This window comes from Streptomyces sp. NPDC041784 (assembly GCF_055591025.1).
Window position 1 is genome coordinate 1 of record NZ_JBVJAB010000068.1, and the last position, 15,729, is coordinate 15,729.

The window sequence follows — 15,729 nt, forward strand, 5'->3', positions numbered from 1 at the left end:
TTCTTCCTCTTCGGCCAGGGCGAGGTCGCCCCGGTCACCCGCGAGGTCCTGCGCGAGGCCGAACCCGACCGCAACCGCAGACCCCGCGTCCACACGGGCTGAGGATGCGCCGGTCCCCTCCCGATCGGCCGTCTTCGCCCCCCAACGGATCAACCCCGCGTCCGTCACCCCCCGCCCCCGGCCCTATCGTGACCGGCATGCAGTCCTACACAATCGGCCAGGCGGCACGGCTGCTCGGCGTGAGTCCCGACACCGCGCGCCGCTGGGCCGACGCCGGCCGGGTGGCGACCCACCGCGACGAATCCGGCCGGCGTCTCATCGACGGCAGGGACCTCGCCGCGTTCTCGGTCGAACTCGCCAGGTCGGACAGCACGGACGAGGACCCTTCGTACACCTCGGTCCGCAACGCGTTCCCCGGCATCGTCACCGCGATCAAGCTCGGCGACGTCGCCGCCCAGGTCGAGATCCAGGCCGGCCCGCACCGCTTGGTCTCCCTGCTGACCAGGGAGGCCGTCGAGGAGCTGGGCCTGGAGGTCGGCATGGAGGCCACCGCCCGCGTGAAGTCTACGAACGTGCACATCGACCGCGTCTGAACGCCCCCGGAGAGCCCCACGGCACCAGCGGACCACAGCCCAACGGCCCCACAGCCCCACGGCCTGCGCGACGCAAACCAGCACATACCGGGCATATACCCTCGGCGGTCCTACGGTTGATGCCCATGACCACCCTGAGCATCCGCAACCAGCTCCCCGGCACCGTCACCACCGTCACCCCCGGCGAGGTGATGGCCACCGTGGGGATCCGTCTCGCCGGCGGTCAGCCCCTGACCGCAGCCATCACCCTGGAGGCCGTGACCGACCTCGGCCTCGCCCCGGGCTCCGCCGTCCGGGCCCTGGTGAAATCGACCGAGGTCGCCCTCGCCACCGGCCCGGTCGAGAGCCTGTCGATCCGCAACCGGATCCCCGGCACGGTCACCGACATCGCCACCGGCGGCGCGATGGCCTCGGTCAAGGTGTCCGTCGACGGCGGCTCACTGACCGCCGTCATCACCCGGGAAGCCGTGGACGACCTGGCCCTCACGACCGGCTCCCGCGCCATCGCCCTGATCAAGTCGACCGAGGTGTCCCTGGCCACGGCGTAACGCCGAGGGCCCCTGGCACGAAACGCCGAGGGACCCAGCAGAAAGCCCCGAGGGCTCCCGCCCGCACCGGACGGGAGCCCTCGGTCACCGACTCAGTCCTCGTACGCGTCCAGCGGCGGGCACGAGCAGACCAGGTTCCGGTCACCGAACGCCTGGTCGATACGGCGCACCGGCGGCCAGTACTTGTCGGCGGCGGACACCCCGGCCGGGAACACGGCCTCCTCACGCGTGTAGGCGTGCGCCCACTCCCCGCCGAGCGCGGCCGCGGTGTGCGGGGCGTTGTGCAGCGGGTTGTCCTCGGCCGGCCACTCGCCCGACCCGACCTTCTCGATCTCCGCGCGAATGGCGATCATCGCCTCGCAGAAACGGTCCAGCTCGCCGAGGTCCTCCGACTCGGTCGGCTCGATCATCAGCGTGCCGGCCACCGGGAAGGACATGGTCGGCGCGTGGAACCCGTAGTCGATGAGCCGCTTGGCCACGTCGTCGACGCTCACCCCGGTCGCCTTGGTCAGCGGCCGCAGGTCGATGATGCACTCGTGCGCGACGAGCCCGCCCGGGCCGTTGTAGAGCACCGGGTAGTGCGGTTCGAGCCGCTTGGCGATGTAGTTGGCGCTGAGCACCGCCACCTGCGTGGCCCGCTTCAGCCCCTCCCCGCCCATCAGCCGCACATACGCCCACGAGATCGGCAGAATCCCCGCGGACCCCCAGGGCGCGGCCGAGATCGGCCCCACACCCGTCTCCGGCCCGGCCGCGGGCTGCATCGGGTGGTTCGGCAGATACGGCGCCAGGTGCGAGCGCACGGCCACCGGCCCGACGCCCGGACCGCCACCGCCGTGCGGGATGCAGAACGTCTTGTGCAGGTTCAGGTGGGAGACGTCACCGCCGAAGTGCCCCGGCTTGGCGAGCCCGACGAGCGCGTTGAGGTTGGCGCCATCGACGTACACCTGCCCACCCGCGTCGTGCACCTGCGCGCAGATGTCGGCGACGTGCTCCTCGAACACACCGTGCGTCGACGGGTACGTGATCATCAGCACCGCCAGCTCGTCCCGGTGCTGCTCGATCTTCGCCCGCAGGTCCTCGACGTCGATCTCGCCGTCCTCGGCGGTCTTCACGACGACGACCTTCATCCCGGCCATCACGGCGCTCGCGGCGTTGGTCCCGTGCGCGGAGGACGGGATCAGGCACACCGTCCGCTGCTCGTCCCCGTTGGCCCGGTGGTACCCGCGGACGGCCAGCAGCCCGGCCAGCTCGCCCTGCGACCCGGCGTTCGGCTGGAGCGACACCTTGTCGTACCCGGTGACCTCGGCGAGCCGCTCCTCCAGCTCCCGGATGAGCGTGAGGTAGCCCTCGGCCTGCTCGGCCGGCGCGAAGGGGTGCAACTGCCCGAACTCCGGCCAGGTGACCGGCTCCATCTCCGTCGTCGCGTTGAGCTTCATGGTGCAGGAGCCCAGCGGGATCATGCCCCGGTCGAGCGCGTAGTCCCGGTCGGCGAGCCGGCGCAGATAGCGCAGCATCGCCGTCTCGGAGCGGTGCTGGTGGAAGACCGGGTGGGTCAGGATCTCGTCGGAGCGCAGCAGCCCGGCGGGCAGCGTCTCCCCGGTGACCGCGTCGAGCGCCTCGATGTCACCCTCAACCCCGAAGGCCGCCCAGACGCCGGCCACCTGCGCCCGCGCGGTCGTCTCGTCACAGGCGATCGACACCGTGTCGGCGTCGACGAGGTGCAGGTTCACCCCGTTGTCCTGCGCCGTGGCCACGACCTCGGCGGCCTTCCCCGGCACCCGGACGGTCAGCGTGTCGAAGTACGCCTGGTGCACGACCTCCACCCCGCCGGCCGTCAGCCCGGCGGCCAGGATCGAGGCGTACCGGTGCGCCCGCCACGCGATCGACCTGAGCCCCTCGGGGCCGTGGTACACGGCGTACATGCCCGCCATCACGGCGAGCAGCACCTGCGCCGTGCAGATGTTGCTGGTCGCCTTCTCCCTGCGGATGTGCTGCTCTCGCGTCTGCAGCGCGAGCCGGTACGCCCGGTTCCCGTCGGCGTCCACGGACACGCCCACGAGCCGCCCGGGCAGGCTGCGCGCGAACTTCTCGTGCACGGCCATGTAGCCGGCGTGCGGCCCGCCGAAGCCCATCGGCACGCCGAACCGCTGCGTCGTCCCGATCGCGATGTCCGCCCCCAGCTCACCCGGGGACGTCAGCAGCGTCAGCGCGAGCAGATCGGCGGCGACCGTCACCAGCGCCCCCAGCTCGTGCGCCTGGTCGATGACCGCCTTGATGTCGCGTACGACGCCGGAGGCGCCCGGGTACTGGATCAGCACCCCGTTGATCTCACGCCCCGCGATGTCGGCCGGAATCCCGTCGGAGAGGTCGGCGACCACGACCTCCACCCCGGTCGGCTCGGCCCGGGTCTCGATCACGGCGATGGTCTGCGGCAGCACGTCCGCGTCGATGAGGAAGAGACCCTTCTTGTTCTTCCCCATCCGTCGGGACAGTGCCATCGCCTCGGCGGCGGCCGTGCCCTCGTCCAGCAGCGAGGCGCCGGAGGTGGGCAGCCCCGTGAGGTCGGCGACCATGGTCTGGAAGTTCAGCAGCGCTTCCAGCCGGCCCTGCGAGATCTCCGGCTGGTACGGGGTGTAGGCCGTGTACCAGGCCGGGTTCTCCATCACGTTCCGCAGGATCACCGGGGGCGTGAAGGTGCCGTAGTACCCGAGCCCGATCATGGAGTCGAGCACCTGGTTGCGGTCGGCCAGCGACCGCAGCTCGGCCAGCACCTCGGCCTCGGTGCGCGCGCCCGGCAGGTCCAGCGCATCGGCGTTCTTGATCACATCGGGGACCGCGGCGGCGGTCAGCTCGTCGAGCGAGCCGTACCCGACGTGCGCGAGCATCTTGGCCCGCGCTTCCTGGTCGGGCCCGATGTGGCGCTGTTCGAAGGGGATTCCCCGCTCGAGCTCGGAGAGCGGAATGCGGTAGGCGGTCATTGCGGAGGCCTCCTGGTCTGACACGACCTTCGAGGGGCACCACGGCGCGGGTACCCGGACGGCCTCCCCCTCTGTCATCTCAACCTGAGAGCTTCACCGGCCGCCCGCAAGGGGCAGCCGGCTTTCACCGTCGGTGAGAGCGGAGGCCGTCGACAGACACCCGCTCTGCTTTCCAGAGTGACCTCGTCCGTGCGGTACGTGGGCCTGAGAGATTCCGGGGAGGATTTGCTCCTTCGGCGCCTCCGGTGATGTCCGGAGGACTCTCCCGCACGGGGTCAGCAGCCGTTGCCAGACTACCAGCGAGGTCAACGCCACCTCCTTCGAGTGGCCGCGCGCCCCAATGTGCTCTTTTGTAGTGCTTACGGATGAGTTGCGACCAAGTGGAGGGCCCGTGCAGACCGACATCGATCCGCGCAACCTGATCGGCCGCAAGGCGTTCGACCGCAACGGCACCAAGATCGGCACCGTCGACGAGGTCTACCTCGACGACGCGACCGGCGTGCCCGAGTGGGCGGCCATACGCACCGGCCTGTTCTCCCGGGACGCCTTCGTCCCCCTGGAGCCCAGTGAGCTGATCGAGGGCACCCTCCACATCCCCTTCGACCGGGCCCTGATCAAGGACGCCCCCGACTTCGGCGTGGGCCGGCACCTCTCCCCCGACCAGGAACTCCAGCTCTACCACCACTACGGTCTCGACGTGGCCGCCCCTCCCCCACTCCCGGACCACCACTTCGGCCGCCTGGCCGGCACGGACGACAACTGAGACACAGGCGACCCGTGAGCCCCCTCAGGCGCACTCCCGTATCAGCGCGGCAAGCAACCCGGCCGGGTCGTACAGCGGGCGGGCGCCGCCGGTGACGACTTCGCGCGTGCCCGCGTCGACCGGGTCGGTGCGCGCCCAGTCCGTCGAGGTGACGCCCAGCTCGACCTCCAGGCCGGTGGCCGTGGCATGCCGCCACTCGGTGACGGGCCCCCACGCCTGAACCCGGATCACCTCCCCCAGACCCAGCTCACCCAGCCACGCACCGCCCTCCCCGTACCCGGACAGGTCCGTCGTCAGCGCGACGAGATCCACATCGGAGTCCGGACCCGCCGTCCCCCGCGCACAGGAACCGACCAGCAGCCGACGACATCACTCCGGTTCGCCGCCCAGCGGGTGACCCGATCGGCCACCCGGCGCATCTCGGCCTCCCGCTCCGAGGACAACCCGGCGGCGGGGTTCACGGACCGATCCCCCTGAAGTTCCATCCCGCTCTCCTCCAGCACGGCAACTCCCCGTCACTCCACAGCATCCGGTCTTCACTCTGCGTAACGGACCGCTCCCGTCAGGAGTTCCCAGCCGCCGCACCCGGATTTCCGGCCTCCGAGTCCCCCGCCGCGATCCCGACCGGCCCGCCGTCCTCCCCGGGTCTTCGCCGCACCAGCGGCAGCGGGTCCGCCGGCTCCAGATCCGGGTCGTCGACCCGGAACGTCCGCACCCGCCCCGGCTCCGAGTCCGGCGTCTCGAACCGCACCGTGACCCGGCCCAGCCCACTTCCCTGCACCCACCCGGGCCCGAACTCGGCATGCCGCACATCGTGCCCCGGACGCCACCGGTGCTCGGCCGGCACGACCTCCTCCGCGACCGGCTCGTCGGGAAGCTCCTCCTCGGCCGCCGCCCCCCGCTCCTCGGCCGCCCGCCCCTCGGCCGCCTGCGCGAACAGGTCCTCCTGGGTAAAGTCCGCCAGACCGCTGACCCCCACGCCCAGCAGCCGCACCCCGCCCGTCGTGTCCACGGAGTCCAGCAGCCTGGCCGCCGCCTCCCGCACCACCGCCGGATCGTCCGTCGGCCCGCGCAGGGTCTCGGACCGGGTGAGCGTGGAGAAGTCGTACCGCCGCACCTTCAGCACAATGGTCCGCCCCGACAGACCGGCCCCCCGCAGCCTGCGCACACACCGCTCCGCCAGCCGCTGCACCTCCAGCTCCACCCGCACCCGATCGTGGATGTCCACGTCGTACGTGTCCTCGACCGACACCGACTTGGCCTCCCGCTCGGCCACCACCGGCCGGTCGTCACGCGCCAGCGCCATGGCGTACAGCCCGTGCCCGTGCGCCTTCCCCACCAGCCGCACCAGCTCGTCCTCACCGGCCTCCGCGAGTTCGTCGACCGTGGTGATCCCTGCCCGCCTCAGATGGTCGCCGGTGGCCGGCCCCACTCCCGGCAGGGTGCGCACCGACATGGGCCCGAGGAGCGCCCGCTCGGTCCCCGGTTCGATGAGCACCAGGCCGTCGGGCTTGGCCTGCTCGGAGGCGATCTTCGCGAGCATCTTCGAGGCCGCGAGCCCCACCGACCCGGTGAGCCCCGTGACGTCCCGGATGTCCGTACGCAGCCGGACGCCGGCCAGCCGCGCCGACTCGCTGTCCCAGGCCGTCTCCCCGGCCTCCAGGTCGACGAACGCCTCGTCGAGGCTCAGCGGCTCCACCAGCGGCGACAGAGCCCGCAGCAGCGCCATCACCTGGTCGCTGATCGACCGGTAGAACGAGAAGCGGGGCACGAGGTAGGCGGCGTTCGGGGCCAGCCGCCGCGCCTGGCCCATGGGCATCGCCGAGTGCACCCCGAAGACCCGCGCCTCGTAGGAGGCCGTGGCGACCACCCCGCGCGGCCCGAGACCGCCCACGATCACGGCTTTCCCGCGCAGACTCGGCTTGGACACCTGCTCCGCCTGGGCGTAGAAGGCATCCATGTCGAGATGCAGGATCGTGGGCGCGTTTCTCACATGTCCGATGCTGCACCACGCCACTGACAATGACGCCGCTCAGCGGCGCCCACCGCCTCCGGAGCGGTTCAGACCGCCCGGTTGCGCCTGCGCGCCAGCTCGTCCGCCGGGTTGTGCCCGACGAGCGTCTCGCCGGTGTCGATCCGCTCTCCGTGCAGTTGCGACAGCGCGCTCTCGACATCCCGCCAGACCACGCCCACGGCGATGCCGAAGATGCCCTGCCCGCCCTGGAGCAGCGCGTGCACCTCGTCCGGCGAGCTGCACTCGTAGACCGTGGCACCGTCGCTCATGAGCGTCATGCGCTCCAGGTCGCGGAAGCCGCGCTCCCGCAGGTGCTGCACGGCGGCGCGGATGTTCTGGAGCGACACCCCGGTGTCCAGGAACCGCTTGACGATCTTCAGGACGACGACGTCCCGGAAGCTGTACAGACGCTGCGTGCCGGACCCGTGAGCGGGCCGCACGCTCGGCTCGACCAGGCCGGTACGGGCCCAGTAGTCGAGTTGCCGGTAGGTGATGCCGGCGGCCGCACAGGCCGTCGGACCGCGGTAGCCGATCTGCTCGGACGCCATGGACGTCGCCCCTCCGCCGCTCGGCACGGCCGCCGGTCGCTGCGGAGCGTGATCGGCCGCGCTGCCGTAAAGCGGGTACGGACCGCTCCCCCCGACACCGAGTCCGGGGGCACCCCCAGCCGTACCGTCGCCGCTGCTTCTCACGCCGACCTCCGTCCTTGAACTGCCTTCTCGACGGTAGGCAGTCACCAGGGGTGCGTCAACGATCGCCACACTCGGCACGCCGAGTGATAATCACCCTAGGAGTGGTTTCCCGCACCCCACCGCGGGGAAAGGCTAGCCGAATGCGCTGAGCAGAAGCCGTAGGACGCTCTCACTCGCCGCTGGCAATTGCCGAGAACGGGGCGGCCCTGCGGTGCGGGCCACCCCGTTCCTCGTACGTCCTGGCTACTGGTTGCTGGTGCCGAAGTCCTCGGGCGAGATCTGGTCGAGGAACTCGCGGAACTTCTCCACCTCGTCCTCCTGCTCGTCCGGGATCGCGATGCCCGCGTCGTCCAGCACGGTGTCGCTGCCGTAGATCGGCGTTCCGGTCCGCAGTGCCAGCGCTATGGCGTCGGACGGGCGCGCGCTCACCTCGACCCCGCTGGCGAAGACCAGCTCCGCGTAGAAGACGCCCTCCCGCAGGTCCGTGATGCGCACCTCGGTGAGCTCCTGGCCGACGGCTTCCAGCACGTCCTTGAACAGGTCGTGGGTCAGCGGTCGCGCGGGAGCCATGCCCTGCTGGGCGAAGGCGATCGCCGTCGCCTCCCCCGGTCCGATCCAGATGGGGAGGTAGCGGTCTCCTCCCACTTCACGCAGAAGCACGATCGGTTGGTTGGAGGGCATTTCGACCCGGACACCTACGACATCGAGCTCGTTCACACAGCAACCCTAGGCCGTGCCCGGGACGTTTGGGTAGTCGGGCCGGGAACGGGTGACCGATCCGCCCAGGGCGAACCCCCCGGGGTCAGGGCAGCCGCACCCGCAGCGCGGTCTGCACGAGCGCCGCGTGCAACCGGACCGTGAGCCCCGCCAGCTCCTTCGTACGGGCCTCCGCATGGGCCCTGGTCTGCGGGTTGCGATGACGTCTGAGCGGGGCGACCACCTGGTCCACCAGCCCGGCCTCACGGTCCGCCGCAGCCTTCATCACCCGCAGATGCCGGGGCTCGATCCCGAACCGACCCAGTTCGGCGACCAGAGCCGCCACGGTGGCCGCCTCGGCGTCGTAGACCCCGTCCTCCAGCGGCACCAGCAGCCCGTACGACTCCCACTCCACCAGCTCGGGCTCGTCGATCCCGGCGGCCGCCAGCAGCTCGGACCGCCCGATCCGGGCCACGGTGGGCCCCTCGGGCACGTCCGGGACGGCCTCCCCGTCCCGCTGCCGGCCCACGGTGGGCAGCGGCGCGGCCTCACCGCGCTCCATGGCGTCCAGATGCTCCCGGATCACCTTGAGCGGCAGATAGTGGTCCCGCTGCATCCTCAGGACGTGACCGAGACGCTCGACGTCCCCCGCGCTGAACTTGCGATACCCCGAGGGGGTTCGCTGCGGCTCGACGAGTCCCTCCGACTCCAGGAAGCGGATCTTGGAGATGGTGACTTCCGGAAACTCGTCGCGCAGCGCGTTCAGCACGGTGCCGATGCTCATCAGCCCACCGTCCGCGGCGGCGGTGCCGTACCCGGCACCGCCCCTCGGTGTTTGAAGCATGGACCTTCCCTGGGTTCCCCCCGGATGGAATCCGGGGGAGGGTCAGTAACCCTGCTGGCTCGCGTAGAAGACCAGCCGGTACTTGCCGATCTGCACCTCGTCACCGTTCGACAGAGGGACCTCGTCGATCCGCTCCCGGTTGACGTACGTGCCGTTCAGACTGCCGACGTCCGCCACCTTGAACGTGCCGTCCGGGTTGCGCCGGAACTCCACGTGGCGACGCGAGACCGTCACGTCGTCCAGGAAGATGTCGCTCTGCGGGTGACGCCCGGCCGTGGTCAGGTCGCCGTCCAGCAGGAAGCGACTGCCCGAGTTCGGACCCCGGCGCACGACCAGCAGCGCGGAGCCCAGCGGCAGCGCGTCGACCGCGGCCTGCGCCTCCGGGGAGAGCGCCGGCAGCTGGGTCTGGCCGGTGACCTCGGAGTCGTAGGCCTCGAGACCGGAGATCGAGATGGTCGAGGTCGTCTCCGACGCCCGCTCGGGCGTCAGACCGGGGCGCAGCGGCGCACCGCAGTTGGAGCAGAAGCGGCTGTTCTCCGGGTTGCGGTTACCGCACCTCGTACACACCAGGGCCGACATAGGAGAAAACCCTCCACCCGTACTTGAGGTTGACGGTTGGCCGAAACCTATGCCGCCGGACTGGGCAGGGTCAACAGACGCCGCGCCCTGACCTCCGGAAATATCGCCGCCCGGACCACCCACCTGGTCCCGGAACAGCGGCCGCTGGCCTTCCGCATCAGGCTGTGCGCGATGGCGAGCGGTCGCGTTGTCGCTGCCCTCTCGCGCGCTCTTGCCGAACAACTTCGCAAACAACTTCACGGGCGATTCCCCTTGACCGAAACAGACCCGCCCGTGGGGCAGGACGAACCCTGACTGATTACACCGGCCGACCCGGACATCTTCACAACGTCCGTATCCACCAGACAGTTTCCACCACGCACCACCCGATCGGTGCGCCGACCCCCCGCAACCTCATGCCCCTGCCGGACGGCCCCCATGCACCCCCGGTTCACTGTGAGGACGACCGAGCGTAGTCAGGCTGCTTCGCTGCCCGCAAGGCGTCCACGACGATCTTGGTCGATCGCTCGACGGTCACGGTGGCCTGCTCCTTCTCCAGGGTCTGCACCACGCCTCCAGGGATGTTCAGCGCCGGCTCGAGGTCCTGCGGGTTGCCGATGACCTTGAAACGAAACGGCGCGTTGATCTTGTTCCCGTCGACTCTCACGCTGTTGTCGGAATCCGTGAGGTACGTTCCGGCGACGACGCGCACGCCGTTCACCTGGATCGCCTCCGCGCCGGCCGCGCGCAGCTCCTGGATCGCGTCGAGCAGCATGTCCGCCTCGACCGTCCCCTTCGTGTCCTCGATGGTCATGGTGATACCGGGCCCCTCAGCGGCCACCGTGCCCGCCAGAACGCCGAGTTGTCTCTCCTTCTCGACCGTCTGCCTGCGGGCCTCCTCGGCCTGGTCGGAGCTGTTCTCCAGTTCCTCCCGCTGCTTCTCGAGCCCTTCCTTCTCGTCCTCAAGACGCTGACTACGGTCGTCGAGTTCATCGAGGATGCGCACGAGATCTTCCTGACGCGCACCGCGCAGGGCGTTTCCGCTGTCGCTGTTGGAGGCGACCTGGACGGCCAGACCGAAGCCGAGGCCGAACAGCAGCAGCGCCACGATGAGTTGCGCCCGCGTGACCCGCGGCGGCCACAGCCCCTTCGCCAGCCGCTGCCGGCCGGTCAGCACGGGCTCGGTCACCTCCTCGGACGCCCCCTGCGGCGACGGAATCGTCGGCACCTCGTCGGGGAGCTCCTTGCGCAGTCTGTTCTCGGGGGTCGCGTCCTGGTTGCTCATCGGCCTCACGCCCGGAACACGTGCCGGCGAATCGCCGCGGCATTGGAGAAGATCCGGATGCCGAGCACGACGACGACACCCGTGGACAGCTGCGACCCCACACCCAACTCGTCGCCGAGGAACACGATCAGCGCGGCCACGACCACGTTGGACAGGAACGACACCACGAAGACCTTGTCGTCGAAGATCCCGTCGAGCATGGCCCGCAACCCGCCGAACACGGCGTCCAGAGCCGCCACCACGGCGATCGGCAGATACGGCACTACGGCCGCCGGAATCTCGGGCTGGACCAACAGGCCCGCCACGACTCCCACGACGAGGCCCAATACGGCGATCACGATGCGTCCTTCTCAGTTCTCGGCTGTGCTGTACGTACGATCACACTCGGTGCGGCCGGCAACCGGACGTCCTCCCGCACGGAGATCGCGGTCCGGATGTCGTAGTTGTCCTGCAGGACGCTCAGATACACCCCGTCGGCGCTGTTCTGGAACCGGGTGCTGAGGTTTTTCCCGTCCCCCACCGCGAGCACCGTGTACGGCGGCACCAACGGCTTGTTGTCGACCAGTATCGCGTCGCCCGCGGCCCGGATCGCCGAGAGCGCCGTCAATCGCTGCCCGTTGATGGAGATCGCCTCGGCACCGGACTCCCACAGCCCGTTGACCACACGCTGCATGTCACGGTCCCGGACCCGCCCGGTGTCGGAGAACCCGGACGTCTCACGCGGGTTGCCGTCGCCGCCCGTGGTGGCTTCCTCGGCGTCGTCCACGACCAGCTTCACGCCGGGACCGTGCACCGCGACAGCACCCGACAGAATGCCCACCAGGTCCGTCCGCCCGCTGCCGCCGCTCTGCTCGAGCGCCTCCCGCTGCCGCGCGCTCACGTCGTCACGCAGCTCGTCGACGGTCCTCTCCAGCTCGTCGGCCGCCGCGGTCTCACGGTCGATGCGGTCGATCAGTTCCTCGCGCTCCTTGGCCACGACCGGAGCCGCGACCCGCGCCTGCGCCGCGCCCACGGTGACGACCAGGGCCGCGAGCACCAGCCCGGCCGCCAGGCCGAGCTTCGCCCGCGCCGTCTTCGGCAGGCCACCGGTGCCGTCCGCCCGCTTCCGGGCTGCGGCCTCGGCGTACCCCTCGTCGAGGCTGTGGTCCATGACGTTGGTGAGCAGCGACATGGACGCGTCCGGACGCGGCACGCGCGCGGGTGTGCTCCGAACGGGGGGCTGCTGCGGCATGCCGCACATCGTCGCACGTCGCGACCAGTACCTCCGAATGGCCCCACCGGCGTGCCGGACAGGCCCCCTTGGGGACGCTTGTCCGGCACGCGCGCGTGCGGCGTGAATCAGCGTCCGGCGCTGTCCACGACCGACGACCACTCGTCGAGCAGGGCCTGTGCGGAGGCGTCGTCGGGCCCCTCCGCCCACAGATGAGTGACGGCCTCGGCCGGATCGGGCAGCACCATCACCCAGCGTCCGTCCGTCTCCACCACGCGCACACCGTCCGTGGTGTCCACGAAGCGATCTCCGGCCGCCTCGACGACCCGCCGCATCACCAGGCCCTTGACGGCCCACGGGGTCGCCAGATCCCGCTTCAGGACGTGCGCCCGCGGGATCCGCGCGTCGATCTGGCTGAGCGTGAGCTGCGTCCGGGCCACGAGCCCGATGAGCCGTACGAACGCCGCCGTACCGTCGAAGACGCTGCTGAACTCCGGGACGATGAACCCGCCCTTGCCGTCCCCGCCGAAGATCGTCGACTCGTCCCGCCCGACCCGGGTCAGGTCGTCCGGCGAGGTCGTCGTCCACTCGACCTGCGTCCCGTGGTACGCCGCCACCTGCTCGGCGATCCGCGTCGTCGTCACCGGGAGCGCCACCCGCCCGCTGCGCCGCTCGGCGGCCACCAGGTCGAGCAGCACCAGCAGCGCCCGGTCGTCCTCGATGATCCGGCCCTTCTCGTCCACCAGCGAGAGCCGCTCACCCACGGGGTCGAACCGCACCCCGAACGCGGCCCGGGACGACGCCACGATCTCCCCGAGCCGCACCAGCCCGGAGCGCCGCTGGTCGCTCGTCTCCGTGGGCCTCGACTCGTTCAGACCGGGATTGATCGTCAGCGAGTCCACCCCGAGCTTCCCGAGCAGACTCGGCAGCACCAGCCCCGCACTGCCGTTCGAAGCATCCACCACGACCTTCATCCCGGACTCGGCGATCCCGGTCGTGTCGACATTCCGCAGCAGCGACCCCGTGTACGAGTCGAACACACTGGCGGGAAAATGCAGGTCCCCGATCTCTCCCGGGAACGCCCGCCGGTACTCTTGCCGCGCGAACACCCGGTCCAGCTTCCGCTGACTGCCCTGCGACAGATCGGCACCCTGCCCGTCGAAGAACATGATGTCCACGGAATCCGGCACCCCGGGCGACGTCCGGATCATGATCCCGCCGGCACTCCCCCGCGCGGTCTGCTGCCGCGCCACGGGCAGCGGCACGTTCTCCAGATCCCGAACGTCGATGGCGCTGGCCTGCAACGCGGAGATGACCGCCCGCTTCAGCGCCCGGGCGCCACGGGAGTGGTCGCGGGCCGTGGTGACCGTGGACCCCTTCTTGAGCGTCGTCGCGTAGGCGCCGGCGAGCCGCACGGCCAGCTCCGGCGTGATCTCGACGTTCAGGATGCCGGACACCCCACGGGCACCGAAGAGATGCGCCTGCCCCCGGGACTCCCAGATCACCGAGGTGTTGACGAACGCGCCGGCCTCGATCGTCTTGAACGGATAGACCCGCACATTGCCCTGCACGATCGATTCTTCGCCGATCAGGCACTCGTCACCGATGACGGCGCCGTCCTCGATCCGGGCCGCACGCATGATGTCCGTGTTCTTTCCGACGACGCAGCCGCGCAGATTGCTGTGCTGCCCGACATACACGTTGTCGTGCACCACGGCCCTGTGCAGAAAGGCCCCGGTCTTCACGACCACATTGGAACCGATGACCGTGTGTTCACGGATTTCGGCGCCGGCCTCCACCTTCGCGTAGTCCCCGATGAACAGGGGCCCGCGCAGAACGGCGTCGGGATGCACCTCGGCGCCTTCGGCCACCCACACGCCCGGGGAGATCTCGAAACCGTCGATCTCCACGTCGACCTTGCCTTCGAGCACGTCGGCCTGGGCCTTCACGTAGCTCTCGTGCGTGCCGACGTCCTCCCAGTAGCCCTCGGCGATGAAGCCGTAGATCGGCTTGCCCTCCTTCATGAGCTGGGGGAACACATCGCCGGACCAGTCGACGGGAACATCGGCCTCGACATAGTCGAAGACCTCGGGCTCCATCACATAGATGCCCGTGTTCACGGTGTCCGAGAAGACCTGGCCCCAGGTCGGCTTCTCCAGGAAGCGCTCGACCTTGCCCTCTTCGTCGACGATGGTGATGCCGAATTCCAGCGGATTGGGCACACGCGTCAGACAGACGGTGACCAGCGCACCCTTTTCCTTGTGGAAGTTGATCAGCTCGGTGAGGTCGAAGTCGGTCAGCGCATCGCCGGAGATGACGAGGAAGGCGTCGTCCTTCAACGCCTCCTCAGCGTTCTTCACACTTCCCGCGGTACCGAGTGGCTTCTCCTCATTGGCATAGCTGAGCTCCATTCCGAGCTCTTCACCGTCACCGAAGTAGTTCTTGACCAGTGACGCCAGGAACTGGACAGTTACGACGGTCTCGTTGAGCCCATGCCTTTTGAGCAGCCTCAGAACGTGCTCCATGATCGGCCGGTTGACCACCGGCAGGAGCGGCTTGGGCATGCTTGAGGTCATGGGACGAAGGCGTGTGCCTTCGCCTCCGGCCATCACGACGGCCTTCATGTCGGAAGCGTCCTCCTAGAGAGACGACGGTCTAGCCGACTTCACCCGTCCTGATTGTCCCGCACATTTCCGCCGCGGGCCATCGAGCCACTGCCACCGCCAATCGGCGAGCTCAGTCGGCCATGGCGTCCGCACGAACGATACGGCGGACCTGTACCACGTAGAGGACTCCTGCCCACCAATAGAGCGTTGTACCCCATCCTGCGAACGCCCATCCGAAAATAGCAGCGAGTGACGCCAGCCATCCACTTCCGTCACTGAGCAGAAGCAACGGGAAGGCGTACATCAGGTTGAAGGTGGCCGCCTTCCCCAGGAAGTTCACCTGGGGCGGCGGATAGCCGTGCCGCCTGAGGATGCCCACCATCACCAGCAGAACCAGTTCTCGCGCCAGAAGTACAGCCGTCAACCAGAGGGGCAGAATCTCCCGCCAGGTGAGACCTACCAGAGTCGAGAGAATGTAGAGCCGGTCCGCGGCCGGATCCAGGAGCCGGCCGAGGCTGCTGACCTGGTTCCAACGCCGCGCCAGCTTGCCGTCCAGGTAGTCGCTGATGCCGCTCAGGGCCAGCACCAGGAGGGCCCAGCCGTCGCTCTGCGGGCCTCCGAACTCGGGCCTCAGGATCAGCCACAGGAAAAGCGGCACGCCGACGAGACGCGCCATGCTGAGGATGTTCGGGATGGTGAGGACCCGATCCGTCTGAACGCGGGTCTCCTGGACCTCCACCCGGGGGCCTCCGTAGAAAATGAGCCAACGATGCCCCCTGACCTTACCTCAACGCAAAAAAGCTCTGGCTCTCGGGCTGTATGCCCAAGAGCCAGAGCTCTAAAAGGAGTTCGGCGGTGTCCTACTCTCCCACAGGGTCCCCCCTGCAGTACCATCGGCGCTGTAAGGCTTAGCTTCCGGGTTCGGAATGTAACCGGGCGTTT

Annotated in this window: 15 protein-coding genes, 1 rRNA gene and 1 riboswitch; of the genes, 3 read left to right on the forward strand and 13 right to left on the reverse strand. The window is 69.5% G+C overall.

The genetic code is table 11. The annotated features are described in order from the left end of the window. Positions 1-197: 197 nt before the first annotated feature. Together ACZ6D7_RS46955 and ACZ6D7_RS46960 are read left to right on the forward strand one after the other, a co-directional pair. Entirely contained in the window at positions 198-593 is a 396-nt protein-coding gene (locus ACZ6D7_RS46955; RefSeq protein WP_469505001.1) for a TOBE domain-containing protein, read from the forward strand. Between the two features lie 125 nt (positions 594-718). Continuing rightward, entirely contained in the window at positions 719-1,141 is a 423-nt protein-coding gene (locus tag ACZ6D7_RS46960) for a TOBE domain-containing protein (protein ID WP_469505003.1), read from the forward strand. A 92-nt stretch (positions 1,142-1,233) separates the two neighbouring features. Here ACZ6D7_RS46960 and gcvP read toward each other — a convergent pair whose 3' ends face one another. Further along, a complete protein-coding gene (gene gcvP / locus ACZ6D7_RS46965) occupies positions 1,234-4,119 on the reverse strand; it encodes an aminomethyl-transferring glycine dehydrogenase (protein ID WP_469505005.1) in 2,886 nt (961 codons plus the stop codon). A gap of 182 nt (positions 4,120-4,301) precedes the next feature. Continuing rightward, positions 4,302-4,397: riboswitch (glycine riboswitch) on the reverse strand. A 113-nt stretch (positions 4,398-4,510) separates the two neighbouring features. On the opposite strand from gcvP, the gene ACZ6D7_RS46970 reads away from it, so the two are divergent. Beyond that, positions 4,511-4,882 carry a PRC-barrel domain-containing protein gene (locus tag ACZ6D7_RS46970; protein ID WP_469505007.1) on the forward strand — a complete coding sequence of 124 codons (372 nt, stop codon included), beginning with the start codon at positions 4,511-4,513 and terminating at the stop codon, positions 4,880-4,882. A gap of 24 nt (positions 4,883-4,906) precedes the next feature. Here the strand turns inward: ACZ6D7_RS46970 and ACZ6D7_RS46975 are convergent, their stop codons facing one another. The 12 genes from ACZ6D7_RS46975 to rrf form a co-directional block, all read right to left on the reverse strand. Further along, a complete protein-coding gene (locus tag ACZ6D7_RS46975) occupies positions 4,907-5,194 on the reverse strand; it encodes a hypothetical protein (protein ID WP_469505009.1) in 288 nt (95 codons plus the stop codon). A 250-nt stretch (positions 5,195-5,444) separates the two neighbouring features. Next, entirely contained in the window at positions 5,445-6,875 is a 1,431-nt protein-coding gene (locus ACZ6D7_RS46980; protein WP_469505011.1) for a DNA polymerase IV, read from the reverse strand. Positions 6,876-6,943: 68 nt separating this feature from the next. Further along, positions 6,944-7,588 carry a MerR family transcriptional regulator gene (locus tag ACZ6D7_RS46985; RefSeq protein WP_469505013.1) on the reverse strand — a complete coding sequence of 215 codons (645 nt, stop codon included), beginning with the start codon at positions 7,586-7,588 and terminating at the stop codon, positions 6,944-6,946. A gap of 243 nt (positions 7,589-7,831) precedes the next feature. Next, the gene (locus ACZ6D7_RS46990; protein ID WP_004934251.1) at positions 7,832-8,305 is read right to left on the reverse strand and encodes a bifunctional nuclease family protein; all 474 of its coding nucleotides are present in this window, start codon (positions 8,303-8,305) and stop codon (positions 7,832-7,834) included. An 85-nt stretch (positions 8,306-8,390) separates the two neighbouring features. Further along, positions 8,391-9,128: a transcriptional regulator FtsR gene (ftsR, locus tag ACZ6D7_RS46995; protein WP_469505014.1), complete on the reverse strand. Its 738-nt coding sequence runs from the start codon at positions 9,126-9,128 to the stop codon at positions 8,391-8,393. A gap of 42 nt (positions 9,129-9,170) precedes the next feature. Further along, positions 9,171-10,055 carry an FHA domain-containing protein gene (locus tag ACZ6D7_RS47000; RefSeq protein WP_469505022.1) on the reverse strand — a complete coding sequence of 295 codons (885 nt, stop codon included), beginning with the start codon at positions 10,053-10,055 and terminating at the stop codon, positions 9,171-9,173. Positions 10,056-10,137: 82 nt separating this feature from the next. Then, entirely contained in the window at positions 10,138-10,971 is an 834-nt protein-coding gene (locus ACZ6D7_RS47005; RefSeq protein ID WP_469505017.1) for a DUF881 domain-containing protein, read from the reverse strand. A gap of 5 nt (positions 10,972-10,976) precedes the next feature. Beyond that, positions 10,977-11,309 carry a small basic family protein gene (locus ACZ6D7_RS47010; RefSeq protein ID WP_030798533.1) on the reverse strand — a complete coding sequence of 111 codons (333 nt, stop codon included), beginning with the start codon at positions 11,307-11,309 and terminating at the stop codon, positions 10,977-10,979. Next, positions 11,306-12,142, reverse strand: coding sequence for a DUF881 domain-containing protein (locus ACZ6D7_RS47015; RefSeq protein WP_469505024.1), 837 nt, complete (start codon positions 12,140-12,142; stop codon positions 11,306-11,308). Before ACZ6D7_RS47015 ends, ACZ6D7_RS47010 begins: the two co-directional genes overlap by 4 nt. 167 nt (positions 12,143-12,309) lie before the next feature. Then, entirely contained in the window at positions 12,310-14,805 is a 2,496-nt protein-coding gene (locus tag ACZ6D7_RS47020; RefSeq protein WP_469505019.1) for a sugar phosphate nucleotidyltransferase, read from the reverse strand. 112 nt (positions 14,806-14,917) lie between these two features. Continuing rightward, positions 14,918-15,526, reverse strand: coding sequence for a CDP-alcohol phosphatidyltransferase family protein (locus ACZ6D7_RS47025; RefSeq protein WP_469505021.1), 609 nt, complete (start codon positions 15,524-15,526; stop codon positions 14,918-14,920). A 108-nt stretch (positions 15,527-15,634) separates the two neighbouring features. Then, positions 15,635-15,729, reverse strand: a 5S ribosomal RNA gene (gene rrf, locus ACZ6D7_RS47030); the annotation flags it as partial.